At 69.6% G+C, this 25652-nt stretch carries 24 protein-coding genes; 12 read left to right on the top strand and 12 right to left on the bottom strand.

Annotated elements, in window-relative coordinates:
- Nucleotides 1-17: 17 nt before the first annotated feature.
- Nucleotides 18-2120 (top strand): M13 family metallopeptidase, encoded by a 2103-nt coding sequence (locus tag IEX13_RS02390; RefSeq protein WP_229668423.1) that lies wholly within the window; start codon nt 18-20, stop codon nt 2118-2120.
- Nucleotides 2121-2249: 129 nt separating this feature from the next.
- Nucleotides 2250-5093 (top strand): RNA polymerase-associated protein RapA, encoded by a 2844-nt coding sequence (rapA, locus tag IEX13_RS02385; protein WP_188660841.1) that lies wholly within the window; start codon nt 2250-2252, stop codon nt 5091-5093.
- A 39-nt stretch (nt 5094-5132) separates the two neighbouring features.
- Here rapA and IEX13_RS02380 read toward each other — a convergent pair whose 3' ends face one another.
- The 3 genes from IEX13_RS02380 to IEX13_RS02370 are packed head-to-tail and all read right to left on the bottom strand — an operon-like array spanning nt 5133 to nt 7123.
- A complete protein-coding gene (locus tag IEX13_RS02380) occupies nt 5133-6053 on the bottom strand; it encodes a hypothetical protein (RefSeq protein WP_188660839.1) in 921 nt (306 codons plus the stop codon).
- Nucleotides 6050-6706, bottom strand: coding sequence for a rhomboid family intramembrane serine protease (locus IEX13_RS02375; protein WP_188660837.1), 657 nt, complete (start codon nt 6704-6706; stop codon nt 6050-6052). The genes IEX13_RS02380 and IEX13_RS02375 overlap by 4 nt, the downstream gene beginning before the upstream one ends.
- A gap of 51 nt (nt 6707-6757) precedes the next feature.
- A complete protein-coding gene (locus IEX13_RS02370; protein ID WP_188660835.1) occupies nt 6758-7123 on the bottom strand; it encodes an MGMT family protein in 366 nt (121 codons plus the stop codon).
- A gap of 42 nt (nt 7124-7165) precedes the next feature.
- On the opposite strand from IEX13_RS02370, the gene IEX13_RS02365 reads away from it, so the two are divergent.
- A complete protein-coding gene (locus IEX13_RS02365) occupies nt 7166-7573 on the top strand; it encodes a hypothetical protein (RefSeq protein WP_188660834.1) in 408 nt (135 codons plus the stop codon).
- A 1-nt stretch (nt 7574) separates the two neighbouring features.
- On the opposite strand, the gene IEX13_RS02360 is transcribed toward IEX13_RS02365, so the two are convergent.
- The gene (locus IEX13_RS02360; RefSeq protein ID WP_188660831.1) at nt 7575-8702 is read right to left on the bottom strand and encodes an inorganic phosphate transporter; all 1128 of its coding nucleotides are present in this window, start codon (nt 8700-8702) and stop codon (nt 7575-7577) included.
- 3 nt (nt 8703-8705) lie between these two features.
- Nucleotides 8706-9335 carry a DUF47 domain-containing protein gene (locus IEX13_RS02355; protein WP_188660829.1) on the bottom strand — a complete coding sequence of 210 codons (630 nt, stop codon included), beginning with the start codon at nt 9333-9335 and terminating at the stop codon, nt 8706-8708.
- Nucleotides 9336-9515: 180 nt separating this feature from the next.
- Between IEX13_RS02355 and IEX13_RS02350 the strand changes: the two genes are divergently transcribed.
- Nucleotides 9516-10832, top strand: a complete 1317-nt coding sequence (locus IEX13_RS02350; protein WP_188660826.1) for a hemolysin family protein — start codon at nt 9516-9518, stop codon at nt 10830-10832.
- Between the two features lie 36 nt (nt 10833-10868).
- Nucleotides 10869-11483, top strand: coding sequence for an exopolysaccharide biosynthesis protein (locus IEX13_RS02345; protein ID WP_188660823.1), 615 nt, complete (start codon nt 10869-10871; stop codon nt 11481-11483).
- Between the two features lie 3 nt (nt 11484-11486).
- Here the strand turns inward: IEX13_RS02345 and IEX13_RS02340 are convergent, their stop codons facing one another.
- The 3 genes from IEX13_RS02340 to IEX13_RS02330 all read right to left on the bottom strand — a co-directional run bounded on the left by IEX13_RS02340 (nt 11487) and on the right by IEX13_RS02330 (nt 15373).
- Entirely contained in the window at nt 11487-13619 is a 2133-nt protein-coding gene (locus IEX13_RS02340) for a putative bifunctional diguanylate cyclase/phosphodiesterase (protein WP_188660820.1), read from the bottom strand.
- A complete protein-coding gene (locus IEX13_RS02335) occupies nt 13616-14509 on the bottom strand; it encodes a phosphate/phosphite/phosphonate ABC transporter substrate-binding protein (RefSeq protein WP_229668422.1) in 894 nt (297 codons plus the stop codon). The genes IEX13_RS02340 and IEX13_RS02335 overlap by 4 nt, the downstream gene beginning before the upstream one ends.
- 99 nt (nt 14510-14608) lie before the next feature.
- The gene (locus IEX13_RS02330) at nt 14609-15373 is read right to left on the bottom strand and encodes an RNA methyltransferase (RefSeq protein ID WP_188660814.1); all 765 of its coding nucleotides are present in this window, start codon (nt 15371-15373) and stop codon (nt 14609-14611) included.
- Between the two features lie 77 nt (nt 15374-15450).
- On the opposite strand from IEX13_RS02330, the gene IEX13_RS02325 reads away from it, so the two are divergent.
- Complete coding sequence (locus IEX13_RS02325) at nt 15451-16257, top strand: inositol monophosphatase family protein (RefSeq protein ID WP_188660811.1); 807 nt, start codon at nt 15451-15453, stop codon at nt 16255-16257.
- 576 nt (nt 16258-16833) lie between these two features.
- On the opposite strand, the gene IEX13_RS02320 is transcribed toward IEX13_RS02325, so the two are convergent.
- Together IEX13_RS02320 and IEX13_RS02315 are read right to left on the bottom strand one after the other, a co-directional pair.
- Nucleotides 16834-18222 (bottom strand): NAD(P)(+) transhydrogenase (Re/Si-specific) subunit beta, encoded by a 1389-nt coding sequence (locus IEX13_RS02320; RefSeq protein ID WP_188660807.1) that lies wholly within the window; start codon nt 18220-18222, stop codon nt 16834-16836.
- Nucleotides 18219-18512, bottom strand: coding sequence for an NAD(P) transhydrogenase subunit alpha part 2 (locus tag IEX13_RS02315; protein WP_188660804.1), 294 nt, complete (start codon nt 18510-18512; stop codon nt 18219-18221). The genes IEX13_RS02320 and IEX13_RS02315 overlap by 4 nt, the downstream gene beginning before the upstream one ends.
- Nucleotides 18513-18652: 140 nt before the next feature.
- On the opposite strand from IEX13_RS02315, the gene IEX13_RS02310 reads away from it, so the two are divergent.
- From IEX13_RS02310 to IEX13_RS02300, 3 genes are read left to right on the top strand one after another with little or no spacing between them, the layout of a single operon-like run.
- A complete protein-coding gene (locus IEX13_RS02310; protein ID WP_188660800.1) occupies nt 18653-19201 on the top strand; it encodes an RNA polymerase sigma factor in 549 nt (182 codons plus the stop codon).
- Nucleotides 19198-19542: a hypothetical protein gene (locus IEX13_RS02305; protein ID WP_188660797.1), complete on the top strand. Its 345-nt coding sequence runs from the start codon at nt 19198-19200 to the stop codon at nt 19540-19542. The genes IEX13_RS02310 and IEX13_RS02305 overlap by 4 nt, the downstream gene beginning before the upstream one ends.
- The gene (locus IEX13_RS02300) at nt 19539-20069 is read left to right on the top strand and encodes a DUF3106 domain-containing protein (protein ID WP_188660795.1); all 531 of its coding nucleotides are present in this window, start codon (nt 19539-19541) and stop codon (nt 20067-20069) included. The genes IEX13_RS02305 and IEX13_RS02300 overlap by 4 nt, the downstream gene beginning before the upstream one ends.
- Here IEX13_RS02300 and IEX13_RS02295 read toward each other — a convergent pair whose 3' ends face one another.
- Together IEX13_RS02295 and IEX13_RS02290 are read right to left on the bottom strand one after the other, a co-directional pair.
- Complete coding sequence (locus IEX13_RS02295) at nt 20070-21170, bottom strand: NAD(P) transhydrogenase subunit alpha (RefSeq protein ID WP_188660793.1); 1101 nt, start codon at nt 21168-21170, stop codon at nt 20070-20072.
- A gap of 64 nt (nt 21171-21234) precedes the next feature.
- Nucleotides 21235-23433 (bottom strand): DUF1631 family protein, encoded by a 2199-nt coding sequence (locus IEX13_RS02290; protein WP_188660791.1) that lies wholly within the window; start codon nt 23431-23433, stop codon nt 21235-21237.
- 203 nt (nt 23434-23636) lie between these two features.
- Here IEX13_RS02290 and IEX13_RS02285 point away from each other — a divergent pair, with 203 nt between their 5' ends.
- From IEX13_RS02285 to IEX13_RS02275, 3 genes are read left to right on the top strand one after another with little or no spacing between them, the layout of a single operon-like run.
- Entirely contained in the window at nt 23637-24203 is a 567-nt protein-coding gene (locus IEX13_RS02285) for a nitroreductase family protein (protein ID WP_188660789.1), read from the top strand.
- Nucleotides 24191-25081 carry a 5'-3' exonuclease gene (locus IEX13_RS02280; protein WP_188660787.1) on the top strand — a complete coding sequence of 297 codons (891 nt, stop codon included), beginning with the start codon at nt 24191-24193 and terminating at the stop codon, nt 25079-25081. The genes IEX13_RS02285 and IEX13_RS02280 overlap by 13 nt, the downstream gene beginning before the upstream one ends.
- A gap of 33 nt (nt 25082-25114) precedes the next feature.
- Nucleotides 25115-25651: an NUDIX hydrolase gene (locus IEX13_RS02275; RefSeq protein WP_188660785.1), complete on the top strand. Its 537-nt coding sequence runs from the start codon at nt 25115-25117 to the stop codon at nt 25649-25651.
- Nucleotide 25652: the final 1 nt, after the last annotated feature.

Raw genomic sequence — 25652 nt, 5'->3', positions numbered from 1 at the left:
GGGGGCTGGAGAACACCGTGAATCTTCGTTCCGCGAAACCCCTGGCGCTGGCGCTTGCCGTCACCGTCGCCCTGGCCGCCTGCCAGCAGTCCGACGCCCCGGAAACGACGGCGGTGGAGACCGCCGGCGAAACCGCCGCGCCCGCGATCGACATGTCGGCCATCAAGGCCCCGATGATCGCCCTGCAGGCCGCCGACCTCGACACCAGCGTCCCGGCCTGCACGGACCTCGACCAGTTCGTCAACGGCAAGTGGCTGGCCGCCAACCCGGTGCCCGCCGACCGCACCACCTGGGGCAGCTTCGAAGCCCTGGCCGAACGTTCGCTGGAAATCCAGCACGCCCTGGTTGAAAACCTCGCCGCCCGCCCGGACGCCGACGGCACCGCCAAGCTGATCGGCGATATCTGGGCCACCGGCATGGACGAGGCCAGCATCGAAGCCGCCGGACTCGCGCCCCTGCAGCCGACGCTCGACGGCATCGCCGGGCTCGACTCCGGCGACGCCGTCGCCCAGTGGCTGCGCGACAGCTACGCCAAGGGCCAGGCCTTCGTGTTCGGATTCGGCCCCGAGGCTGATTTCAAGAACTCGACCATGAACATCGCCTACGCCACCCAGGGTGGCCTGGGCCTGCCGGACAAGGGCTATTACTTCGACGAAAAACACGCCGCCATCCGCGAGGCCTACGTCGCGCACGTCGCCAGGGTGCTGGAACTGGCCGGCGCCGACGCCGCCACCGCCGCCACCCAGGCCCAGGCCGTGATGGCCTTCGAGACCCGCCTGGCCGGCAAGTCGCTGTCGAGCGAAGAACTTTCCCGCGACGTGTCCAAGTACTACAACCCGGTCAACCTGGAGCAGGCCGACGCGGTCAGCCCGAACTTCGCCTGGTCGCGCTTCTTCGACTCCCAGGGCGTGCCGGCGCCGGCCATGTTCTCCCTGGCGCAGCCCGACTTCCACGCCGAGGTCAGCAAGATGCTGGCCGACGTGCCGGTCGGGGACTGGCAGGCCTACCTGCGTTTCCACGCCGTCGACAACGCCGCGCCCTTCCTGGCCAGCGCCTTCGCCGAGGAAAACTTCAACTTCTACGGCAAGACCCTGCGCGGCCAGCAGGAAATGCAGCCGCGCTGGAAGCGCGTGCTCAACACCATCAACGGCCAGATGGGCGAGGCCCTGGGCCAGGAATACGTGGCCGTGGCCTTCCCGCCGGAAGCCAAGGAACGCATGCAGGACCTGGTCGGCAACCTGTCGGACGCGCTCAAGACCCGCATCGAGGGCCTGGAGTGGATGGGCGCGGAAACCAAGGAAAAAGCGCTGGAGAAGTGGGCCGCATTCACCCCGAAGATCGGCTACCCGGACAAGTGGCGTGACTGGAGTGCCCTGGCCACCAGCCGCGACGGTTACGTGGCCAACCTGATGGCCGCCAACGCCTTCAACTACCGCTTCAACTTGGCCAAGATCGGCAAGCCGGTGGACAAGACCGAGTGGGGCATGAGCCCGCAGACGGTCAACGCCTACTACAACCCGCTGGCCAACGAGATCGTGTTCCCGGCCGCGATCCTGCAGCCGCCCTTCTTCGACATTGACGCCGACCCGGCCCTGAACTACGGCGGCATCGGCGCGGTGATCGGCCACGAGATGATCCACGGCTACGACGACCAGGGCAGCCGCTTCGGAGCCTCCGGCAACTTCGAGAACTGGTGGAGCGACAAGGACAAGGAAGGCTTCAAGTCCCGCACCGACCAGCTGGTGGCGCAGTTCGACGCCTATGAATCCATCGACGGCCTGCACGTCAACGGCAACCTGACCCTGGGCGAGAACATCGCCGACCTGGGCGGCCTGGCCGTGGCCTTCGACGCCCTGCAGCGCGACCTCGAGAACAAGAAGGTCGGCGAGATCGACGGTTACACCCAGGACCAGCGCTTCTTCATGAACTGGGCCACCGTCTGGCGCCGCAACTTCAAGGACGAGGAACTGCGCGTGCGCCTGCAGACCGATCCGCACGCCCCGGCCCGCTTCCGGGCCATCGGCGCGCCCTCGAACCTGCCGGTTTTCGCGGCCGCCTTCAGCTGCCAGGAAGGCGACGCCATGGTGCGCTCGCAGGCCGATCGCGTCTCGATCTGGTAAGCCGCCAGGCAGTGCGTGACCAGGACGGCCCGGGCTTGCCCGGGCCGTTCGCGTTCAGGCACGGGGAACGTGATTGGGCCAGCCTGCCGCGGGGGCTGTAGAATCGCCCTCCCCCGAGTGGAGCTGCGCATGCTTTTTACCCCCGGCCAACGCTGGTTTTCCAGCGCCGAACCCGAACTGGGCCTGGGCACGGTGCTGCGCCTGGCCGGCCGCCAGGTGCAGATCGTCTTCACCGGCACCGGCGTGGTGCGCATGTATGCCCTGGGCTCGGCGCCGCTGCTGCGCGCCGTGTTCCGCCCCGGCGAGCGCGTGCGCGTCGAGGGCAGCGACAAGACCGTCGAACAGGTCGAGGACCGCGAAGGCCACGTGCACTACCTGTGCGACGGCCAATGGCATCCCGAAGGCGCGCTCGACGCCGAACAGCCGGTATCGCAGGCCGATTCCCGCCTACTGTCGGGCCGCGTGGACCGCAACGACCAGTTCGAATTCCGGGTCGAATGCCTGCGCCGCCGCGCCGAGGCGCGCGCGCACCCGGGCTGGGGCGTGCTGGGCGCGCGCATCGACCTGGTGCCGCACCAGCTGCAGGTGGCCGAGGCCGCCGCCGCGCGCCGGCCCCCGCGCCTGCTGCTGGCCGACGAGGTCGGCCTGGGCAAGACCATCGAAGCCTGCCTGGTGACCGCGCAGATGCTGGCCTCGGGCCGCGCCCGCCGGGTGCTGGTGCTGGTGCCCGAGAGCCTGGTCAACCAGTGGTTCGTCGAACTGCTGCGCCGCTTCAACCTGCCCTTCGCCATCTACGACGAAGAGCGCTGCGAATCGCTGGAGATGACCGAACCCAAGGCCAACCCCTTCGAGGACGAACAATGCGTCATCGCCTCGGTGGACTGGCTGGCCAGCCACGAGAAGCGCGCCCGCCAGGCCCTGGCCGCGGGCTGGGACCTGCTGCTGGTCGACGAAGCCCACCACCTGGTCTGGACCCCTGAGTTCACCAGCCCGGGGTATGCCCTGGTCGAGTCACTGTCGGCGCGCGCGCCGGGACTGCTGCTGCTGACGGCCACGCCGGAACAGCTGGGCCTGGGCGGCCACTTCGCCCGCCTGCGCCTGCTCGACCCGGCGCGCTACACCGACCTGGACGCCTTCCGCGCCGAAACCAAGGGTTACCTGGGCCTCTCCGCACTGGCCGGCCGCCTGCTCGACGACCAGGCCCTGACCACCCGGGACATGGAAACCCTGGCCGGCCTGTTCCCCGAGGACGGCGACCACCTGGCCCAGCGCCTGGCCCGCATCGCCGCCGGCGACGCCGCCGCGCGCGACGCGCTGCTGGCCGACCTGGTCGACCGCCACGGCACCGGCCGGGTGATGGTGCGCAACCGCCGCGCCGCCGTCGGTGGTTTCCCGCAGCGCATCCCGCACCTGGCCACCCTGCCCGCGCCCGAAGACCCCACCGTGCTGGGTACGCTGCGCGCCGAATTCGCGCACGACGTCGGCGAAACCGACGACGAGCCCGCGCACGACTTCACCCGCGACCCGCGCATGGACTGGCTGCTGGAAACCCTGGACGCGCTCGCCCCGGCCAAGGTGCTGCTGCTGTGCCGGTCGCGCGCCAAGGTGCAGGCCATCGAAGAAGCCCTGCGCCTGCGCAGCGGCCTGCAGGTGGCGCGTTTCCACGAAGACATGAATCTGCTGCAGCGCGACCGCAACGCCGCGTTTTTCGCCGACCCCGAAGGCGCGCGCCTGCTGGTCTCGAGCGAAATCGGCGCCGAGGGCCGCAACTTCCAGTTCGCCCAGCACCTGGTGTTCTGGGACCTGCCGCTGCACCCGGACATGCTTGAACAGCGCATCGGCCGCCTCGACCGCATCGGCCAGACTGGCGACGTCAACCTGCACGCCGCTGCGGTGGCCGGCAGCGCCCAGGAAGTCCTGCAGCGCTGGCTGCACGAAGGCCTGGACGCCTTCCGCCAGGTCCTGGCCGACGGCCGCGAGATGCTGCGCGGCTTCGGTGCCGAATTGCTGCAGCTGGCGGCCATGGATGCCGACGCCCGCGAGCCCGCATTCGGTGAACTGCTCGAACACACCCGCGCGCGCCACGCCGAAGTCGCGCGACTGATCTCCGAGGGTCGCGACCGCCTGCTCGAACTGGGCAGCCGCGGCCTGGGCGAACGCGACGCGCTTCGCCAGGCCCTGGTCTCCGACGACCTGCACGCCGCCCTGGACGACTACCCGCTGCGCCTGCTGGAAAGTTTCGGCGTGCACAACGAACCGCTGGGCCCGAACACCTGGCTGCTCGATCCCGAACACCTGTCCGTGGACGGCTTCGAGGAGCTGCGCCAGGGCATGCGCGCCTGCACCACCGACCGGGCCACCGCGCTGGCCCGCGACGACCTGCTCTACCTGCGGCCCGACCACCCGCTGATGCTGACCGCCACCGACCTGCTGATCTCGGGCGAAAGCGGCAACGCCGCCTTCCTGGTCGACGACGTGCTGCCGCCGCGCACGGTCGTGCTTGAAGCGGTGAACGTCATCGAATGCGTCGCCGACGCGCGCCTGGACATCGAACGCTGGCTGCCGCCGACGCCGCTGTCGGTGGCCGTGGACACCCGCCTGCAGCCGCGCCCCGGCTTCGCGCCCGGCGACCGCGCCCGCCACCGCGCCGGCGACCGCGTGTTCGACCTGGGACCGCAGCGCAAGGTGCTGGCGGCGCTGGTGCCGCCCATGCTCGAGCGCACCCGCGACGCGGCGATGGCCGCGGCACGGGAACGCATCGACGAAGCCCTGGCACGCGCCGACGCGACCCTGTCGGCCGAGATCCAGCGCCTGCGCGCGCTCGCCCACGTCAACCCGGCGGTGCGCCCCGCCGAGATCGCGGCCCTGGAGGCCGAGCGCGAGGCCGTGCTGGCGGCGCTGCCCACCGCGCGCCCGCGGCTCGACAGCCTGCGCCTGGTGGCGAGCACCGACTTCCTGCAACTGCGGCGCTGACGGGCCCGGGGTCCCGCAGCCCGCCGCCCAAGGGTGGCGTCAGTCGCGGAACTTCACCGAGTGGTCGTCGAACGACATCGGCAGCAGCACGACGCGGATCGGCGCGTCTTCATCGACCGCATTGAACCGCAGCCGCATCACCGAGCGCATCAAACCCTTGCCGGCGGCTGGCCCGGGCAGGCTCTCGACGACCATGGCCCGGACGACCTCGCCGGAAGGCGAGACATGCAGCTTGTAAAGCGCCAGGCCGGGCTCGTACATGCGGTAGCGGTTGACGGTGTTGCGTCCGCCGGCCAGCGGCACGCGCGGTTGATCAAGTTCGAGCTGGGTCGTGTAGACCTCGTGCACCGGGCGGCAGTCCGGCGCCGGCCCGCCACCATCATCGCCGCCGGGGACCAGGGCCGCGTCGATCTGTGCGCCGTACGTCGCCAGGAACCCGCCCGTTTGCGCTTCGATCTCCTGGGCCGTCCTGTCCCCGCGGGGCAATGCGTCGAAGGCGCGCCTGAGCAGGTCCGCCTGGTAGGCCCGGAACCGGGTGGGAAACTGGCGCTGCATGTAGTGGGCGTAGAGCTGGGCCCAGACCATGCCCGCCATCGGATCGCCGTTCTCAAGCTCGAGTTCGGCCGATGCGGCCATCGCGGTCAGCTGTCCGCCCAGCGCGGCATGGGCCAGGAGCGCGCGCGCCTTCGCGGTGTCACGCTCGAGAAGTGCCGCCGGATGGCTCCGCCCCAGCCGATAGAACGAACCCAGCTGCAGCTTCTCGAAGGAGTTCGCCTGGGCGCCTTCCGCCTCCCAGCCGGCGGCCGTCGCCAGGCGCAGGGCCCTGTCCCCGTCCGGATTGATCGGCTGGGCCGTGAGGTCCTCGGGAGCGCAGAATGGCAGGGCCGCGTCGTCGGCACGGGCCGGGGACAGGCAGGCCGCCAGCGCCAGCGCCACGGTGCAAGCGAACAGCCGCTTCATCGCACCGCCCTCGGGCCGCGCGGCCGGAACGGTGGCTGGCCGCGCCAGTAGCGGATCATCAGCCAGCCGAACAGCATGCCGCCCAGGTGCGCGAAATGGGCGATGCCCGAGGCGGTGTTGAACACGCCCATCAGCAGCTCGATGGCGCCAAAGACGATGACGAAGGTGCGCGCCTTCATGGGGATCGGCGGGATCAGCAGCATGACCTGGCGGTTCGGGAACAACATGCCGTAGGCCAGCAGCAGGCCGAAAACGCCGCCCGAGGCACCAACCGTCGCATAGGCGCCCTGGCCGGTGACGTCGCTGGTGACCACGATCAGCTGGATCAGGCCGGCACCGGCGACGCAGACGATGAAGTACGACAGGTAGCGCCGCGAACCCCAGGTCTGCTCCAGCGAAGCGCCGAACATGTAGACCGCCAGCGCATTGAAGAACAAATGCCCGAGGCTGCCGTGCATCAGGCCATAGCTGAGGATCTGCCAGGGCAGGAAGCCGACCGTGACCGGCAGGCCATCCGCGCCGGTGGCCAGGGTGTGTTCGCCCAATGGCCACAGCGCGAAATAGAGGTATGCAAACTCCGGCGCCATCATCTGCGCCAGGTAGGCGACGGCTAGCGCAATCAGCAGGGCCTTGGTGACCGGCGGCAGGTACATGCGGACTTCCCGGGAAAAGACCGGCACATCATAACGGCTGGCGGTGCAAGGTCAGCGGGGTCCGCCCGGCGGCGACCAGAGCATTTCATCGAGGCTGGGGGCGGCCCGCTGGCCGCGAACCCGCCCACCTTCCACCCGCACGCCCTCGGCCCGCAGGCGCTGCACCTGTTCGGCGAAAGCCGGCGAATCGGGCGGAAAGGCGATGCGCCCGTCCGAACGCAGCACGCGGTGCCAGGGCAGGCCGGGCTCGTCGCCGGCGGACAGGATCCGCGCCACCAGGCGGGCACGGCCCGGCAAGCCCGCACGGCGGGCGATTTCGCCATAACCCGCGACCTGCCCGGGCGGCACCGCGCGCACGGCTTCCAGCACCTGGCGGCGCTGCTCCTGGACCCGGCTTTCCTTGGGCTTTGCTGGCATGGGCGCTAGGATAGCCCTCCCCCAAGCCAGCAGTACGCAACCATGCAGAACTTCGAACAGATCCGCGGCCACCTCCAGGGCAAGTACAAGCTGACCGCCAGCGAGCCCTACCTGGCCTGCGTGCAGCTGTCGCTGGACAAGGGCAAGCGCCACCAGAGCATCTTCCTGTCGGAAATGATGGACGAGACCGAGCGCCCCTACCTGCGCGTGAGCACCGTCATCGCGCCGATGACCGGCGTGGACGCCAAGCGCATGCTGGCCTTCAACTGGCAAAGCCCGGTGGGCTTCCTGGCGGTCGGCGAACTCGACGGCATGCCCTACCTGCAGCTGTGCGAAAACCGTCCCTACGACACCCTGACCGCCGCCGAGATCGACCGCCTCGTGCTGGAAATCGGCGGCCTGGGCGACCAGATGGAGCGCATGCTTTCGGCCGGCGGCGACCTGCTGTAACTCAGGTCCAGCCCACCCACTGGGCGCCCTTGTACAGCGCATAGGCCAGGCCCCCGGCCGCGGGGAAGGTGAGGATCCAGGCCCAGATTATTTTCTGGATCACGGTCCATCGCAGCGCCCGCGGGTTCTTGGCCACGCCCACGCCCATGATGGCCGTGGAAATGCTGTGCGTGGTCGACACCGGCATGCCGAAGTACGCGGCCAGCGACAGGATCGTGGCCGAGCTGGTTTCCGCCGCGAAGCCGTGGATCGGATGCAGCTTCACCACCTTGTGGCCCAGCGTCTTGACGATGCGCCAGCCCCCGGCCGCCGTGCCCGCGGCCATGACGATGGCGCAGGTGACGATGATCCAGGTGTCGATGCCGCCCTCGGCGTCGCCCGGGTGCAGGAAGGCCAGCATCGGCGGCAGGCTGTCGAGCGTGCCCGAGGCCTCGGCGCCGATCAGGGCCAGGGCGATGATGCCCATGGTCTTTTGCGCGTCGTTGGTGCCGTGGGCATAGCCCATGTAGGCGGCGGAAACGACCTGCGCCTTGCCGAACACCGCGTTGACCCAGCGCGGCCGCGAAATGCGCGCCAGCCAGCCGCCGGACCCGTTCATGGCGCTGATGACGGCGATCAGGGCCCCCATCATCACCAGGCCCAGGGTGAAGCCGGCCAGGGGTGAGCTGACCATAGGCACGATGACCTTCCAGAAGATGCCTTCGTTCCGGGTCCAGTGTTCGGCCTCGCGGGCCCAGATCAGCGCGTCCGGGTCGTTGCCGGCCGCGGCCAGCGCCGCGCCCACCAGGCCACCGATCAGGGCGTGGCTGGACGAGGACGGCAGGCCGAACCACCAGGTGATCAGGTTCCAGACGATGCCCCCCGACAGGGCGCAGATGATCAGTTGCGAGCTGACCAGCACCACCTCGGCGTCGATCAGCCCCGAGGAAATGGTCTTGGCCACCGCCGTGCCCATCAGCGCGCCGACCAGGTTCATCACCGCGGCCAGGGACACCGCCTGCATCGGGGTCAGCACCTTGGTGGCGACCACCGTGGCGATGGAATTGGCGGTGTCGTGGAAGCCGTTGATGTACTCGAAGACAAGCGCGACCAGCACCACGACCAGCACCAGGACCAGGGCGGCGGTCATGGATCAGGCGTTCTTGAGCACGATGTTGTAGATGACGTTGCCAGCGTCGCGGCAGCGGTCGATGGCCTTCTCCAGGATCTCGTAGAGGTCCTTGAGGATCAGGTAGCGCATCGGGTCGGTTTCGTTGGTGTAGGTGTCGCGGTACATCTCGAGGATAAGCCGGTCGGCTTCGGCTTCGATCGCCTGCAGCTTGTCGTTCAGTCCCTTGGTGGTTTCCAGGGCCATGCCCCGGCGCAGCTGGCCGACCATTTCCACCAGCACGCTGCAGGCACGTTCAAGCATCGCCGCCCTCGGGATGAAGTCCACGTCGCCCACCCGCTCCGAGGCCAGGGCATAACGCTCGGCGAACTTCTCGACGACCTTGGGGATCTGGTACAGGGCATTGGACAGCGCCTCGATGTCCTCGCGCTCGAGCGCGGTGACGAAGGTGTTCACCAGCTCCTGGCTGATCTGGGCGTGCAGGTCCTTTTCGCGCTGGCGGGCCGCCTTGAAGCGCTCCAGCGAGCGCTCGGCCGGCGGCGTGGCCAGCAGTTCGCCCAGGGCGCGGGCACTTTCGCGGCCGGCGGCGGCGCTGGACTCGAGCAGGCCGTAGAACTTGTCGCCCTTGCCGAAGATGGTCTGGAGGGAAAACATGGGGATTCCTTGGCCTGGCCGGGACCGTCCCGTGCCTCGGATGGCGCGCATGTTACCGCCATGTGACGGGCGGCCCCAGCTTCCTGCACCCCGATGGCCCGGGGCGCCTGTGGCATATTGTCGGCCATATCCGCGCCAAACCCCCTGCAGGAGCCCCGCGCCGGCCCAGTCCGGCAGCCCATGACCTTCGAACTCGCCCTCGTCCTGTTCCTGATCCTTTGCAACGGCTTCTTCGCCCTGTCGGAGATGTCGGTCGTCACCTCCCGCAAGGCGCGCCTGAAGCAGCAGGCCGAACAAAGCCTGCGCGCCAAGGCGGCGCTCGACCTGGCCGAGCACCCGGAACGCTTCCTGTCCACCGTGCAGGTGGGCATCACTTCGATCGGCATCCTCACCGGCATGTTCGGCGGTGCCAGCATCGGCCGCCAGATCGCCGGGTCCCTGGCCCAACTGGGCCTCGACCCCGGACTGGCGGACGATGTCGGCAAGGGCATCGCGGTCGTGCTGATCACCTACTTCAGCATCATCGTCGGCGAACTCGTGCCCAAGCGCATCGCGCTGCTGGCGCCAGAACGCATCGCGGGCATCGTTGCGATGCCGATGAAGTGGATTTCACTTATCGCCACGCCCTTCGTCTGGCTGCTTTCGCACAGCACGCGGCTGCTGATGAAGGTGCTGCGCCTGGACCGCGGCCAGGCCGACCAGGTGACGGAAGAAGAAATCCGCATGCTGGTGGCCGAAAGCCACGAACAGGGCGTCATCGACGTCGGCGAGCGCAACATGATCAACCGCGTGCTGCGCCTGGGCGACCGCAGCAGCGCCGGCCTGATGACCCCGCGCACGCGCATCATCTGGCTGGACGCGTCGGCAAGCTTCGAGGAAAACCTCGAAGTGATGCGCGAAACGCCCTTCGCCCGCTACCCGGTCTACCGCGGCAGCGACACCGAAGTGCTGGGCATCCTGGAAACCAAATCGCTGACCGGCATGATCGGCCGGGTCGGCAGCAATGCCGAACTGTTCCGCGAACTGCGCCCGGCGCTGTTCGTGTCCGAATCCACCCAGGCCATGAAGCTGCTGGAAATCTTCCGCGAGGAACAGCAGACCCTGGCCCTGGTGGTGGACGAATACGGCGACGTGCAGGGCATGGTGTCGGCCAACGACCTGCTGGCGGCGGTGCTGGGCCGCGTGCAGGACACCGAATCGGCGCCCGAGGAAGCCCTGGTGGTGACCCGCGACGACGGTTCCTACCTGGTCGATGGCCGCGTTTCGACCGAAGAACTGCGCGAACTGCTGTCCCTGAGCCGGCTGCCCGACGAAGACGACGGCGACTACCACACCGCGGCCGGCATGGTGATCGCCAGCTTCGGCCGCATCCCGCACTCGGGCGAACACTTCGACTGGGCCGGCTGGCGCTTCGAGGTGGTCGACCTCGACGGCGCGCGCATCGACAAGCTGCTGGTCGCCCGCCTGCCCGAGCCCGAGCGCGAGGACGGGATTTAGCACGGATAAAGGCGCCCCGCCCCAGACTGCCGTGCCATGACCCCCGCCGAAATCAGTACACGCGCCCTGCTTGACGTCCTTGCCGACGGCAATGGCGACGCCAATGCCGAGCCGATGACCATCGGCGGGGTCCTGGACCAGTTCCGGGCCCGCGCGTTCGGCATCTTCCTGCTGATTTCGGTGCTGCCGGCCTTCGTGCCCCTGCCCGTGGGCGCCGGCGCCATCAGCGGGCCGCTGATCTCGCTGGCCGGGCTGCAGATGCTGGTGCTGATGGCCCACCCCTGGGTGCCGAAGTTCATGTCGCGGCGCCCGCTGTCGCGCGAGGGCATGGCGAAGTTCCGCAACCGCACCTCGCGCCTGCTGCGCTGGCTGGAGAAGATCAGCCGTCCGCGCACCGAAATGATCATTGACCATCCCGCCGCCCGGCTGTTCACCGGCCTGCTGCTGGTCGTGTTGGGCGCACTGCTGGCGCTGCCGATTCCCGCCACCAACTATCCCTTCGGCCTGATATTGCTGATCTACGCCATCGCCCTGATCGAGCGCGACGGCCGCATGATGCTGGTGGCCTGGGCCCTGGGCATCGCGGAAATCGTCGTTCTGGCGCTGTTCTCGGGCCAGGTGGCGACCTGGCTGGCCGACCTGTTCGGCTGAGCCCTACTCGCCCGAGGCTTCGCGGAAGGCGCGGCGCATCTCGTTGGCCGGCATCGGCCGGCCCAGCCAGAACCCCTGGCCCTGGTCGCAGCCGCGTTCGCGCAGCACCGCATACTGGCCTTCGGACTCGATGCCCTCGGCCACCACGGTGATGCCCAGCGAATGCGCCATGGCGATGATCGCCGAGGTCAGGGCCAGGTCGTCCGGGTCGCGCAGCACGTCGGCGACGAAGCTTCGGTCGATCTTCACCCCGTCCACGGGCACCCGGCGCAGGTGGCTCAGGCCCGAGAAGCCGGTGCCGAAATCGTCCAGCCAGACCTTGACGCCGGTGGCGCGCAGTCGCGACAGCAGGGCGCTGGCCTGGGCCTCGTCGCCAAGCACGGCGGTTTCGGTCAGTTCCAGGTGCAGCTGCTGCGGCATCACGCCGGTGGACTGCAGCGCGCTGGCCACCACGTCGGGCAGGTCGCCGGTGCGCAGCTGCCGCGGCGAGATGTTCACCGACACGAAGGGCGGCTCCAGGCCCGGCTGCTGCCAGGTGGCGGCGTCCTGGCAGGCCTGCACCAGCACGTGCCGGCCCAGGGCCTCGATGAGCCCGCTCTGTTCGGCGACCTCGATGAACACGGACGGCGGCACCACGCCCAGGCGTGGATGTTCCCAGCGGCACAGCGCCTCGGCGCCCATCGGGCGGCCGTCGGCCAGGCGGTAGATCGGCTGGTAGTGCAGGCTGAGTTCGCCGCGCTCCCAGGCGCCGCGCAGTTCTTCTTCCAGCTGCACCCGGCGTTCCACCGCCTGGTCCATGGCCTTGGAATAGAAGCGGTAGCAGCCCTTGCCGGCCACCTTGGCCTGGTACATGGCGATGTCGGCGTTCTTGAGCAGTTGCACGGCGCTGGAGGCGTCGAAGGGGAACAGGGTGATGCCCACCGAGGCGCCCAGGAACACCTGCCGCCCCTGCAGCACCAGCGGCCGCTGCACTTCCTCGATCAGTTCCTCGGCCAGGCGCCCGGAGCTGGCGCGGATGTCTTCGGCCAGGAACAGCACGATGAATTCGTCGCCGCCGAAGCGGGCGATTTCGGCGCCCTGCCCGCCCAGGCGTTCAACCGTCATGCGGATGCGCACCGACAGCTGGCCCAGCACTTCGTCGCCGGCTTCGTGGCCCAGCGTGTCATTGACCCGCTTGAAGTCGTCGAGGTCCACGAACAGCAAGGCCAGTTCGCCGCTGCTGGCCTGCAGGGTCATCAGGCGGTCGTCGAGCGCCTCGCGGAAGGCCAGCCGGTTGGAAAGGCCGGTCAGCGAGTCGGTGTAGGCCATGCGACGGATGTCGCGGTCGTGCCTTGCCACGGCTTCGGCCATGCGCCCGAAGCCACGCACCAGGTCGCCCAGTTCGTCCTGCCGCTCCGAGCGCAGCTCGATGTCGCCGTAGCGGCCCTTTTCCATGCGTCCGGCCGCCTCGGCCAGCTGGCTGATCGGCTGCACGATGCGCCGCTGCAGCAGCCACATCGCCAGCAGGGCGATGCCGAACTGCGCCGCCAGCAGCGCCGCGATCCAGGCCAGGTGTTCGCGGTTAGCCTGGTCCAGGCTCTTCTCCAGCGGCCCCAGCACCTCGACCTCGCGGCGCAGGGCGTTGTCGCGCGAAAGGCCGACGCGCACGCCACCGATGCGCTCGCCGCCGATGCGGATCGGGCTGGCGACATCGAGCAGCTTGTCGTTCCACTGGCCGTGCGGGCCTTGCGCCTGCAGGGCTTCGAACGCCATCGGGTCGGACATCGGCTGGCCGAAGGCGGGGATGTCGCCGGAGCCGTCGTGCAGCACCTGGCCTTCGGCGTCGTGGATGATGACGTACACCACGTCCGGCTGGCGCAGCGTGGCACGCGCCAGCTCGCCCAGCTTGGCCAGGTCAAGGTAATACATCGGGTTGGTGGCGGCGTCGGCCAGCTGGCTCGACAGCGTGTGGCCGCGCATCAGCAGGCCCTCGCGGGCCAGTTCGCGCACGGCGCCGGCGCTCAGGTCGCGGGCGTCTGCGTTGCTGCGCTTGGTGTGCAGCCACAGCGCGCCGAACAGACCCGCCACCACCAGCATCACCGCCGCCAGCAGCCAGGTCAGTTCACCGCGCAGCCCCAGCCGGAATGGCAGCCTCATTCCAGGGCCTCGCGCACGGCGCGGGCGCCGCGTCGGAGCTCCTCGAGCGCACGCCGGGTTTCCGGGTCGGCCTCGTAGAATCCGGTGGTGCGGAAGAACTGGCGCAGGGCGTCACGCGCCTGCGGGTCCTCGCTGGCGCCCAGCAGCACCTCCTTCAGGCGGGCGGCGACCTTCGGGTCCATGTCCTCGCTGACCAGCTCCATCGCCCGCGGCACCGGGCCGGTGGTGTGGATGATGACCAGGTCGCGGCGGGAGGCTTCGGACACGCGTTGCAGCGACGACCAGTCCTGGTCGCTGAAGCCCCCGGCATCCACCAGGCGCTTGTGCACCCAGGCGCCGAGGTTGGCGTCGGTATTGGCGAAAACGTAGCCGACCGAATCGTCGTCGCCCTGGTCCAGCGGCGAGACCATCAGGGCCATCGGCAGGTCGCGCTCGAGCAGGGCCATGGCCGGCACCAGGTAGGCGCTGGTGGACGACGGCGACTGGAAGGCGATGGTGTGCCCGCGCAGCTGGGAGAGGTCGGTGATGCCGCTGTCGCGGTGGGTGAAGATGACGCTGCGGTATTCGCGCGATCCACTGCGTTCGGTCAGCAGCAGCGGCCGGGCGCCGGCCCGGTCGGCCAGCAGCAGGCCGGTGCCGGGGGTTTCGGTGACCCAGTCGACCTTGCCGCGGCGCAGGTAGCTCATCATCTGCTGGGGGTCGCGGGCCATCAGCACGCGGCCTTCGGTGATGCCGACGTCCTTCATGCGCGGCACGACGTAGTCAATCAGTGGCTTGAGCTGTTCGTAGTGCCGGCGCGGGTCATCGCTGATCCGCCCGAGCACCAGCACTCCGTCGCCGGCGGTCGCCAGGCCGGAAACGGCCAGGAGCAGCAGTAAGGCCAGGCGCACCACACCACCGGGAACTGCACTGTGGGAAGGGGGCGTCACTGGGTTCTCTTCGGACTCGGGTCGGGGCCCGCCTACTGTATTCGCCCGGCCCCGGCGGCGCTAGGCTTGCCCGCCCCGGGCCAGCCGGGCCATGCGCTGGGCCTCGGACAGGATGCCGCGCAGGATCTTCACCTCCCGGGTGTCCAGCCCGGCCCGCAGGTACAGGCGGCGCAGGCGACCCATGACCATCTCCGGCGGGCGTCCCTTGTGGAAGTCGATGTCGTCCAGGGCCTGCTCGAGGTGGCCGAACAGGCGCTCAAGCTCGTCGGCGGTGGCCGCTGGCTCGGTGTCGGGCGGGGGCATGGGCCGACCCACGGGCAACTGGCCCCCGGCGGCCTCCAGGGTCGCCAGGCGCAGTTCGTAGGACAGGACCTGCACGGCCGCGGCCAGGTTGAGCGAGGCGAAGTCCGGGTCGGTGGGGATGCAGACCGACGCGTGGCAGCGCTGCAGCTCCTCGTTTTCCAGGCCGGTGCGCTCGCGGCCGAACAGCAGGGCCACGGGCCCGTCGGCGGCGGCCTGGACCAGCTGCCGGGCGGCCTCGCGCGGGCTCAGCTCCGGCATCGGGATGGTGCGGCGGCGGGCGCTGGTGCCGACGACGAAGCGACAGCCGGCCAGGGCCTGAACCAGGTCGTCGTGGACCGGGGCGGTGGCCAGCAGGTCGTCGGCGCCGGCGGCCAGCATGTTGGCCTCGGGGTCGGGAAATCGCTCGGGCGCGACCAGGCGAAGGGACGCCAGGCCCATGGTCTTCATGGCCCGGGCGGCGGAGCCGATGTTGCCCGGATGCTGCGTGCCGACGAGCACGATGCGGATATTTTCGTTGGCCAACCTGTTATCCTTGCGCGGCGCCGGCACGGACCGGCCCCTTGTTCTTCACACAATCCAGCGGTTCTTCGGACGGGAATATGCAGAAACCTGTCGTCAACGTCATGGTCAAGGCCGCCCGATCGGCCGGTAACCTGATCTTGCGCCACATGGGCAAGCTCGACGCCCTCAATGTCTTCGAGAAATCGAAGCTCGACTACGCCAGCGAGGTCGACTCCGAGGCCGAGGCGGTGATCATACGCGAGCTTCGCCGGGCCTTCCCCGACGCCGCCTTCCTGTGCGAGGAGTCGGGCGCGATGGGCAAGGGCCGCACGACGTTCGTCATCGATCCGCTGGACGGCACCTCGAACTACCTGCGTGGCTGGCCGCATTTCTGCGTGTCGATCGCGCAGGTGGAAAACGGCGAGCCGGTGCACGGCGTCATCTTCGACCCGATGCGCAACGAGCTGTTCACGGCTTCGAAGGGCGCGGGCGCGCTGCTCAACGACAAGAAGATCCGCGTGGCCGAGCGCAAGGACCTCAAGGGCGCGATGCTGGTCACCGGCTTCCCGCCGCGCGAACGCGCGCGCCTGGCGCCGCAGCTGGACTCGATCCGCACCATGCTGTCGGAAGCCGAGGACATCCGCCGCACGGGTTCGGCGGCGCTGGACCTGGCCTACGTGGCCTGCGGCCGCGCCGATGCGTACTTCGAGGCGGGCGTGAAACCCTGGGACATCGCGGCCGGCATCCTGCTGGTGCGCGAAGCCGGCGGCCGGGTCTGCGACTTCCACGGCCGCGGCGACCGCCTGCTCGACTCGGGCCAGATCATCGCCGGCAACCTCAAGATCTCCGAGGTCCTGCAGAAGACCGTGTACTCCACGAACTACGCCGCCGCCTTCGCCGTCTGACCGCTGCGCTCCTTTTGTAGGGGCGCCTCCAGGCGCGAATCTTTTGCTTGTGCCCCTGTGGGAGGGACCTCAGTCCCGAGCTCCTGACTTGCCCTTCGGCAAGCAAGGAGTCGCACTCAACGTCTACGCGGGTGGAGGCGCCGCGCCTTCGCCCCGACCGACACGCCGTGAACCCATCCATGGGGGCTTCTCGTCGACATCCATGTCTCCGAGAGTCGGCCGGGGCGAAGGCGCGACACCTCCTCAACACATCATCGTTGTCGAGGTGAGAGCGGCCTTTTCACGAGACCGAAGTCGCGCCGGGTACCCGTGCTTTCCTGCCGGCCACTGGGCACTTCCGAGGAGGTAGCGTGCGGTCGCCCTGGCCGACCTTCGGAGACATGGATGTCGACGAAGAGGCTACATGGATGTACTTGCGCCGTGTCGGCCAGGGCGACTGCACGCTGCCTCCACCCGCGGGAGCAGCACGTGCCGCCCTGCTTGCCGAAGGGCACGTCAGGAGCTCGGGACTGAGGTCCCTCCCACAGCAGCCCGGAAAAGATTCGCGCCTGAAGGCGCTCCTACAACGGCGTGGGGTTAGTGGCCGCCGTCGACGGATTTTAGTTCGGCGATGAGTTCGGCCACGGCGGCGGCGCCGTCGCCGTAGAGCATGCGGGTGTTGTCGGCGTAGAAGAGCGCGTTTTCGATGCCCGCGAAACCTGTGCCCTTGCCGCGCTTGATCACGATCGTGTTCTTCGACAGCGACACGTCCAGGATCGGCATCCCGTAGATCGGCGAGGCCGGGTCCGTTTTCGCCACCGGGTTGACCACGTCGTTCGCGCCGATCACCAGCGACACGTCCGTGGTCGGGAACTCCGGGTTGATGTCGTCCATGTCCGTGATCAGGTCGTAGGGCACGCCCGCTTCCGCCAGAAGCACGTTCATGTGCCCCGGCATGCGTCCCGCGACCGGATGGATGGCGAACTTCACCTTCACCCCGCGCTTGATCAGCGCCTGGGTCAGTTCCCAGACCTTGTGCTGCGCCTGCGCCACCGCCATGCCGTAGCCCGGCACGATCACCACGCGCTCGGCGTAGGCCATCATCGCCGCCACGTCGCCGGCTTCGATCGGCTTTTGCGCGCCGGCGATCTCCTTCGCTTCGCCCGTCGCGCCGAAGCTGCCGAACAGCACGCTCGCGATCGAACGGTTCATGGCCTTGGCCATCAGCTGCGTCAGCATCGTGCCCGCCGCGCCCACCACCATGCCGGCGATGATCAGCGCTTCGTTCTGCAGCACGTAGCCTTCGAACGCCACCGCCAGGCCGGTCAGGGCGTTGTAGAGCGAAATGACCACCGGCATGTCCGCGCCGCCGATCGGCAGCGTCATCAGGATGCCCACCGCCAGCGCCGCCACGAAGAAGCCGATGATTACCGGCTGCTGCAGCCCCAGCACGGTGAACACGCCCAGCCCCACCGCCACCAGGAACACCAGCGCGTTGAACACCTGCTGGCCCGGGAAGGTGAAACGCTTGTCCAGCCGGCCGTCGAGCTTGGCCCAGGCGATCACCGAGCCGGTGAGCGCGATCGAACCGATCAGCGCACCCGCCACGGCCAGCACCAGCACCGTCTGCGAGGGCGCCACGCCCAGCGCGGAATAACGCAGCAGTTCGACCGCGCCGATCGCCGCCGCCGAACCACCGCCCAGCCCGTTGTACAGGGCCACCATCTGCGGCATGTCGGTCATGGCCACGCGCTTGCCCGACCACCAGGCCACCACCGTGCCCAGCACCACGGCGGCCAGGATAAGCGGGATGTTGTGCATTCCCGGCGTCGCGAACGTGGCTGCCGTGGCCAGCACCATGCCGGCGCCGGCCCAGCGGATGCCGCTGCGCGCGGTCACCGGCGAAGCCATGCGCTTGATGCCCAGGATGAACAGCAGCGCGGCGATGAGGTAGCTGGCCTTGACCAGCATCGGCAGCCAGATCATGCGCCGCCTCCCTTCTTGCTGGACTTGAACATCTCGAGCATGCGTTCGGTCACCACGTAGCCGCCGGCCGCGTTGCCCGCGCCCATCAGCACCGCCAGGAAGCCGATGACCTTCTCCGCCGTGGTGTCGGCGTGGCCCAGCACCACCATGGCGCCCACCAGCACGATGCCGTGCACGAAGTTGGAGCCCGACATCAGCGGCGTGTGCAGGATCACCGGCACCCGGCCGATGATTTCGTAGCCCGTGAAGGCGGCCAGCATGAAGATGTAAAGCGCGACGAAACCGTCCATGTCCCCTCCCCGTGCGATGGCGCTCGCCCTGGCATCATAACCGCTGCTTGAACGTGGGCCAGCGCCGGGTGCCGCGCGGTCAACCCGGCGGCCGGCGATGCGTTATAAGGCCACATGACCGGCCAGACCGCCCGCCCGTGATGCCCTTCGACGCCGCCCCCGCCGCCGAACCGACCAGCCTCGACGCCTTCCTGGCGTCGGTCGAGCGCCGCGGCTTCCGCATGGCCGAGCTGGCCTTGGGGCACCGGGAAGACGCCCTGGACGCCGTGCAGGAGGCCATGATCAAGCTGGTCGGTTATCGCGACCGGCCGCCGGCCGAATGGAAGCCGCTGTTCTGGGCGATCCTGCGCCGGCAGGTCACCGACCGGCACCGTCGCAACGCCGTGCGCCGCAAGGTGATGGCCGTGCTGGGCCGGGACGGGGACAGCCGCGACGACCCGCTGGAAATGTTGCCCGACCCGAACGAAGACCCGGCCCGGCGCCACGCCGACGGCGCCGCCTGGGCCGCGCTGGGAAAGGCCGTGCGGCGCCTGCCCGGGCGCCAGCGTGAAGCTTATTTGCTGCGCGAGCTGCAGGGCCTGGACGTCGCCGAAACCGCGGCCGCCATGGGCTGTTCCGAAGGCTCCGTGAAAACCCACCTGTCGCGGGCGATGTCCGCCCTGCGCATCCACCTGGAGCAATGGCGATGAGCCGCCCCGACCCCACCCTCGACCGGGCCCGCGACCTGTTCGATCGAGCCAGCAACCGCCTGGACCAGGGCACGGCCTTCCGGCTGCGCCGGGCCCGCGAGGCCGCGCTCGCGCCGGAATCCCGCGCCCCGGGCCGTCGCATGTGGCCGGCCGGCGCCGTGGCGGCCAGCGTCATGGCCCTGGGCCTGGCCTGGTGGATTCCCTCGCGCATTGGCCCGGAAGCCCCCGGCGCGCTGCCCCTGGCCAATGAAGAAATCGAATCGCTGGTGATGGCCGAAGACGCCGAACTTTATGCCTGGCTGGCCGACGCGCCGGTGGCTTCGCCGGGAGAACCGCGATGAAGTCCCGCTTGCCTGGGCCGCGCCGCCTTCCCTGGCTGCTTGCCCTCTTGCTGGCGGTCTCGCTGCCGGCCCTGGCCCACGAACGCGGTGACCGTGGCAGGCAGCACGGCCATGAGCCGACCGGCCACGGGCCCGTCGCCGTGCCTGCCGGCGTGACGGTGCCAAGCTGGGACGAACTGAGCCCGGAACAGCGCAAGTATCTCGGTCGCCACGAGGCCGAATGGGACACCCTGCCTGCTTCCCGGCGGGTGCACGCGCTCGAGCGCGCAGAGCGGCGGGCCCGCTGGGAGGCCATGCCGCCGGAGCAGCGCGAACGCATCCGCCAGGGCATGCGCAATTACCGGGACATGACGCCCGCCCAGCGGGAAAAGGCGCGCGAGGCGATGCGCGTCATGCGCTCACTGCCCGAAGACCAGCGCGAACGCCTGAAGAAACAATGGCGGGCGATGAGCCCTGAGCAGCGCCGGGCCTGGCTGGAAACCGGCGGCCCCGGGATTTCCCCGCCGCCGGACGGCGGCGGCGACTGATCAGCCGTCGCGGCGCACGCCGTCGTGGGCCAGGCAGGTCCTGGCCAGCAGTTCGTCGTCCCAGTCCATGGCCAGCGCGCCGTCCTTGAGCGACAGCGCCAGGAAGTTGTAGACGTTGCGCGCGTACATCTCGCTGGCGTGCATGGCGCCCTGGCTGGCCAGGTTGAGCGGGCCGGCGAAGGTGACGCCGCCCTGTTCGAAGGTTTCACCGGGCCGGGTGAGTTCGCAGTTGCCGCCGGTTTCCGCGGCCAGGTCCACCACCACGCTGCCCGGCTTCATGCCCGACACCATCGCGGCGCTGATGATCTTCGGCGCCGGCCGGCCGGGCACGGCGGCGGTGGTGACCACCACGTCCACGGTCTTGAGGTGTTCGCCCAGGCGCCGCTGCTGCTCGGCGCGCTCTTCGGCGGTGAGCTCGCGCGCGTAGCCACCCTCGCCGGCGGCGCTGACGCCGAGGTCGAGGAACTTGCCGCCGAGTGATTCGATCTGCTCGCGGGTTTCCGGGCGCACGTCGAAGCCTTCCACCTGCGCGCCCAGGCGGCGGGCGGTGGCGATGGCCTGCAGGCCGGCGACGCCGGCGCCGACCACCAGCACCTTCGACGGCCGGATGGTGCCGGCCGCCGTGGTGAGCATCGGGAAATAGCGCGGCGCCAGCTGCGCGGCCAGCAGCACCGCCTTGTAGCCGGCCATGCCGGCCTGCGAGGACAGCACGTCCATGGCCTGGGCACGGGTGGTGCGCGGCAGTTTTTCCAGGGGGAAAGCGGTCAGCCTGCCGTCGATGAAGGCCTGGACCCGGGCCGGGTCGGCGTGCGGCGCCAGCAGGCCGACCACCACCGTGCCGGGATTGAGCCTGGCCAGGCGCTGATTGGCAGGGGGCTGCACGCAGACCAGTACGTCGGCCTGCGCCAGCGCCGCGTCGGCGTCGTCGGAAAATTCGGCGCCCGCGTAGGCGGCGTCGGGGAAAAAGGCCGGTTCGCCGGCCCCCCGTTCGATCAGCACCCGTGCGCCCAGGCCGGTGAGCTTGCGCGTGGTTTCCGGCGTCAGCGCGACGCGCCGTTCGCCAGGCGCGGTTTCACGAATGAAGACGATGCAGGCCGCCATGCGCGCCACTCCCCGGTTTGTCCGGCCTTGATGCTACCGGAAACCGCGGCGCACGCGGCGGGGGTCAGGCCAGGTCTTCGCGCAGCTTGCCCATGACGCGGTGCAGGACCTGGTCGAAGACCTGTTCCTGTTCGCGCACCAGCAGGTTGCCCGCCTGCTTCATGGCCGCCAGTTCCTCGACCGAGGCGACCAGCACGCGCACGCCGCGGCGGTTGACGAACATCAGGCGCGAGGAAATCGGGCTGATCCAGGACAGCTTCACCGGATGGTGCTTGCCGTCTTCGCCGGCGATATGGATCCAGGTGCCGATCTTGATCTGGCGCATCTGCTCGACGTCGCTGTCGCTGACCTCGATCCCGGCCTTGCCGCCCACGACTTCGAGCCGGGGCTTGAGGTCGGCGATCGCGGCCGCCGCGGGCGAACGCCGGTCGGGCATCTGCACGACGTTGTCGTCGTGCGCTTCGGCCGACACTTCGGCCTGGGCCGGCGCTTGGCCACGGGCCCGGCGCTGGAGGCTCTCGGCCAGGCCGTGCATCACGTCCTGGGCCGCCTCGCCGATGATGCCGGAGCTGGCGAGTACGGTTTCGATCGGTTCGCGCATGGCCTGCACGGCCGGCTCGATGGCTTCGGCGGGGTCGCCGGGCTTGGGCAGCAGGGCCAGCAGGCGGTCGGCCACGGTCAGCGCCGTCTGCCAGGAGCCGCTTTCGGGGCCCTCGCGCAGCGCGATCATGGAAAGGTGGTGGGTCCAGTTGCGCTCGAGGAAATCGCGCATCGCCGGCGTCGGCTCCAGGCCGCGGGTACGCTGCTGGAGTTCGATCTTGGCCAGGTCGCGGGCCTGTTCCAGTCGTTCCTGGCCGCGCTGGGCCTCGGCCGCGCGGCGTTCTGCCAGTTCGACCCGGCGGCGGTGCTGTTCAAGGAACTGGCGCAGTTCCTGTTCCAGGGTCTCGAAGATCGCCAGGTCCTCGTTGAACTCGGCGATCAGGCGGTCGACGGTGTTTTCGGCCTTCTGCAGCAGTTCGCGCTCCTGCGGGCCTTCGCCCCGGTTGCCTTCGACGGCTTCGGCCAGGGAGTTGAGCAGGCGACGGGCCGGGTGGGTCTTGTAGAGGAACAGGCGACGGTCCAGGACCGCGGCCTTGACGAAGGGCACGACCAGGCGGGAAATCATGGTGCGGGCGGACTGTTCGAAGTCGCGCTCGTCGAACATCACGTCGAAGAGCATGCCGACCAGGTCGACGGCGTCTTCATCGGCCTGGCTGATGCTGACGTCTTCCGGCGGCAGGCCGATGCGGCTGGCGCCGCGCAGTACTTCGTTCTTGAGCAGCGCGGCCAGGGAGACTTCGGGGCGATCGAGCGCCTCGTGCACGGCCTGCGGCACGGTCGCCTGCATGAGCGAGAGCAGGGACATCATTTCGTTGGCCTGCAGCGGCCGCTGGCCGCCACCGCCGGTCTGGCGACCGCCCTGCTGGCCGCCGCCCTGGTGGGCCGGGCGCCAGGCGTGCAGGAGCTGCTGGAGCGCGTCGAAGACCGCGCGGTCTTCCGCGCCGCCGTCGGCGGACGCGCCGGCCGCCCCGGAGGGCATGTAGTCCGATGCCGCGGGGGCATAACCATCGGCCGTGGCCGGCGGCACGTAGTCGGACTGCGGCCTGGGCTTCTGGGCCGGCTTCGGGGCAACCTTGTCCGACCGGAAACCGGCTGCTTCCAGACGGGTATTGAGGTCGGTCAGCAGGTCACGCAGGTCGTGGATGAGCTCGCGTTCGTAATACTTGAACAGCACCATGCGCACGTCGTCGGGCAGGTCGATGCCCTCGTGCGCGGCACCGATCGCACCGGCCAGGGCGTAGGCACTGAGTGGGTTTCCATCGGCCTCGAGGTTGGCGACGCCGACCATGCGCGCCAGGCGGCCGGACAGCTCGTCGAGCTGGTTGCCGTGGATGCGGGTGATCGCTTCGGCGGTGAGGTTGGTGGCCAGCTGCTGTTCGAGTTCGGCCTCGGGCAGCAGGCTCAGCTCGGGCAGCTCGGATTCGACTTCGTCGGGCCGGCGCGGCGCCGTGCGGTTCTCGAAGGACGAAAAACCCTTGTCCAGGTAGTCGCGGAACCCGCGCTCGAGCGGCGCACGCGACGCGCGCAGGGCGCGCATCGCGAACAGGTAGGGCGAACCATCGGGCACGCCGTCCTTCTTGGCCAGGTCGAAGAGCCAGTCGTCGGCACGCGCGAACACGCGGGCCAGCACGGCCTGCAGGTGTTCGGTGCTGCGGCGACGCATTGCCGTCACCAGGTCCCGCGCGGAGGTTGGGGCGCTGGCTGGGGCGTTGCCGGAGTAGGGATTTTCGTTCATGGGCCTCTGCACGCCGGGGGGGGACTACGCGCTGTGGAGGAATTCTGGGCAATCGTGCCACAGATAACTGTGAACTCCTTCCCAAAACCGCCTGCCGGGAGCCCCGACGGACGAATGGTAATCTCGCCGGGATGAACGCTCTCAAATTCCTGCGCGAGCGCCGCTCGGTGCCTTCCCGCCTGCTCGGCGAGCCCGGCCCGGACCCGGCCCAGCTGCGGGCCATGCTGGCCGAGGCCGTGCGCGTGCCCGACCACGGCAAGCTTACGCCCTGGCGCTTCCTGGCCATTCGCGGCGAGGCCCGGCATGCCCTGGGCGAACGCCTGGCGGACCGCGCCCTGGAAAAGGACCCGGCGGCCGCGCCGGCCGTGGTGGACAAGGACCGGCGGCGTTTCTCACAGGCCCCGCTGGTGCTGGTGGTGGTGGCCTGCCCGGTGCCCGGGCACAAGGTGCCGGTGCAGGAACAACTGCTGTCCGGCGGCGCGGTCTGCTTCGCCCTGCTCCAGGCCGCCCAGGCCCTGGGCTTCGGGGCCCAGTGGCTCACCGGCTGGGCCGCGTACGACATCGAAATCCAGCGCCACCTCGGCCTTCGCGAGGGTGAACAGGTGCTGGGCTTCATCCACGTCGGCACGCCGGCCGAAGCCGCGCCCGAACGGCAGCGCCCGGACCCCGACGCGCTGCTGCGCGAATGGTCGCCATGACCCGGCCCGTGCACCTGGTGGATGCCAGCCTGTACGTGTTCCGGGCCTGGCACTCGATGCCCGACGAATTCCACGACGTCGAGGGCTGGCCGGTCAATGCCGTGCAGGGATTCGCCCGTTTCCTGCTTGACCTGCTGGAACGGCAGAAGCCCGAACGCATCGCCGTGGCCTTCGACGAGTCGCTGGAATCGAACTTCCGCAACGCGCTCTACCCGGCCTACAAGGCCAACCGCGAGCCGGCGCCGGAAGAACTCAAGCGCCAGTTCGGCCACTGCCAGTCCCTGTGCCGGGCGCTGGGCCTGGCGGTGCTGTCGGACGGCCGCTACGAGGCCGACGACCTGATCGGGGCCAGCCTGGCCCGGGTGCGCGCCGCCGGCCACGCCGGACTGATCATTTCGGCCGACAAGGACCTGTCCCAGCTGCTGGCCGGCGACGACCAGCAATGGGATTTCGCCCGCAACGAGCGCTGGGGCGCCGACGGGGTGAAGGCGCGCTACGGCGTGCACGCGCACCAGGTGGCCGATTACCTGGGCCTGACCGGCGACGCGATCGACAACATCCCCGGCGTGCCGGGCATCGGCCCGAAGACCGCCGCCATCCTGCTGGCGCACTTCGGCAGCCTCGACGGAATCTACGAACGCCTGGACGAAGTGCCGTTCCTGCGCATGCGCGGCAGCAGCCAGCACGCAGGACGCCTGCGCGAACACCGCGAGATCGCCCTGCTTTCGCGCCGCCTGGCGACCATCGCCGTGGACGCGCCGCTGCCCGACGACCTGGGCCTGTGCGAACGCCGCGCCCCGGACGCGGCGGCGCTGGAAGCGCTTTGCGAACAGCTTCGCTTCGGCCCGCTCACGCGCCGCCGGCTGCTGGCGACCTGACGCCACCGGGCGGGCCGCGATACGATCCGCGGCATGAGCAATGAACCGGTGGTGATGTGCGAAGGCAAGTACCTGCGGCTGGTAAGACGCGGGCACTGGGAGTACGCCGAGCGCACGAACGCGGGCAGCGCGGTGATCGTGATCGCGGTAACGCCGGAGCGCAAGCTGCTGTTCGTCGAACAGTTCCGCATCCCGATGGGCGCCCCGACGATCGAGATGCCCGCGGGCCTGGTCGGCGACCTCGATGAAGCCGACACCATGGAAGAAGCCGCCAGGCGCGAGCTGCTGGAAGAAACCGGCTGGCACGCAGACGAGGTGAAGGTGCTGATGGTCGGCCCCACCAGCTCGGGCATGAGCAACGAACTGATCGCCTTCGTGCGCGCCCGCGGCCTGACCCGCGTCAACGCCGGCGGCGGCGACGCCACCGAAGACATCACCGTGCACGAAGTCCCGGTCGACGAAGCCCCGCGCTGGCTGGCCGGCAAGATGGCCGCTGGCTATTCCATGGACCCAAAGCTCTGGGCCGGCCTGTGGCTCCTGGACCACGAGCCCGACGGCACCCCGGCCTGAG

The sequence above is a fragment of the Arenimonas soli genome (genome assembly GCF_014643775.1).
Lineage (GTDB): Bacteria > Pseudomonadota > Gammaproteobacteria > Xanthomonadales > Xanthomonadaceae > Arenimonas > Arenimonas soli.
Note: the sequence above shows the minus strand (reverse complement) of the source record. Positions and strands in the feature narration are given on the sequence as shown.

What these genes read in the sequence shown, in the direction of transcription:
- IEX13_RS02315 (WP_188660804.1), bottom strand. Translation starts at nt 18,512, where the DNA reads ATGGACGGTTTCGTCGCGCTTTACATCTTCATGCTGGCCGCCTTCACG.
- IEX13_RS02365 (WP_188660834.1), top strand. Translation starts at nt 7,166, where the DNA reads ATGCAGAACTTCGAACAGATCCGCGGCCACCTCCAGGGCAAGTACAAG.
- IEX13_RS02280 (WP_188660787.1), top strand. Translation starts at nt 24,191, where the DNA reads ATGGTCGCCATGACCCGGCCCGTGCACCTGGTGGATGCCAGCCTGTAC.
- rapA (WP_188660841.1), top strand. Translation starts at nt 2,250, where the DNA reads ATGCTTTTTACCCCCGGCCAACGCTGGTTTTCCAGCGCCGAACCCGAA.
- IEX13_RS02345 (WP_188660823.1), top strand. Translation starts at nt 10,869, where the DNA reads ATGACCCCCGCCGAAATCAGTACACGCGCCCTGCTTGACGTCCTTGCC.
- IEX13_RS02285 (WP_188660789.1), top strand. Translation starts at nt 23,637, where the DNA reads ATGAACGCTCTCAAATTCCTGCGCGAGCGCCGCTCGGTGCCTTCCCGC.
- IEX13_RS02310 (WP_188660800.1), top strand. Translation starts at nt 18,653, where the DNA reads ATGCCCTTCGACGCCGCCCCCGCCGCCGAACCGACCAGCCTCGACGCC.
- IEX13_RS02295 (WP_188660793.1), bottom strand. Translation starts at nt 21,170, where the DNA reads ATGGCGGCCTGCATCGTCTTCATTCGTGAAACCGCGCCTGGCGAACGG.
- IEX13_RS02300 (WP_188660795.1), top strand. Translation starts at nt 19,539, where the DNA reads ATGAAGTCCCGCTTGCCTGGGCCGCGCCGCCTTCCCTGGCTGCTTGCC.
- IEX13_RS02370 (WP_188660835.1), bottom strand. Translation starts at nt 7,123, where the DNA reads ATGCCAGCAAAGCCCAAGGAAAGCCGGGTCCAGGAGCAGCGCCGCCAG.
- IEX13_RS02320 (WP_188660807.1), bottom strand. Translation starts at nt 18,222, where the DNA reads ATGATCTGGCTGCCGATGCTGGTCAAGGCCAGCTACCTCATCGCCGCG.
- IEX13_RS02380 (WP_188660839.1), bottom strand. Translation starts at nt 6,053, where the DNA reads ATGAAGCGGCTGTTCGCTTGCACCGTGGCGCTGGCGCTGGCGGCCTGC.
- IEX13_RS02325 (WP_188660811.1), top strand. Translation starts at nt 15,451, where the DNA reads ATGCAGAAACCTGTCGTCAACGTCATGGTCAAGGCCGCCCGATCGGCC.
- IEX13_RS02275 (WP_188660785.1), top strand. Translation starts at nt 25,115, where the DNA reads ATGAGCAATGAACCGGTGGTGATGTGCGAAGGCAAGTACCTGCGGCTG.
- IEX13_RS02375 (WP_188660837.1), bottom strand. Translation starts at nt 6,706, where the DNA reads ATGTACCTGCCGCCGGTCACCAAGGCCCTGCTGATTGCGCTAGCCGTC.
- IEX13_RS02350 (WP_188660826.1), top strand. Translation starts at nt 9,516, where the DNA reads ATGACCTTCGAACTCGCCCTCGTCCTGTTCCTGATCCTTTGCAACGGC.
- IEX13_RS02355 (WP_188660829.1), bottom strand. Translation starts at nt 9,335, where the DNA reads ATGTTTTCCCTCCAGACCATCTTCGGCAAGGGCGACAAGTTCTACGGC.
- IEX13_RS02360 (WP_188660831.1), bottom strand. Translation starts at nt 8,702, where the DNA reads ATGACCGCCGCCCTGGTCCTGGTGCTGGTCGTGGTGCTGGTCGCGCTT.
- IEX13_RS02305 (WP_188660797.1), top strand. Translation starts at nt 19,198, where the DNA reads ATGAGCCGCCCCGACCCCACCCTCGACCGGGCCCGCGACCTGTTCGAT.
- IEX13_RS02340 (WP_188660820.1), bottom strand. Translation starts at nt 13,619, where the DNA reads ATGAGGCTGCCATTCCGGCTGGGGCTGCGCGGTGAACTGACCTGGCTG.
- IEX13_RS02290 (WP_188660791.1), bottom strand. Translation starts at nt 23,433, where the DNA reads ATGCGTCGCCGCAGCACCGAACACCTGCAGGCCGTGCTGGCCCGCGTG.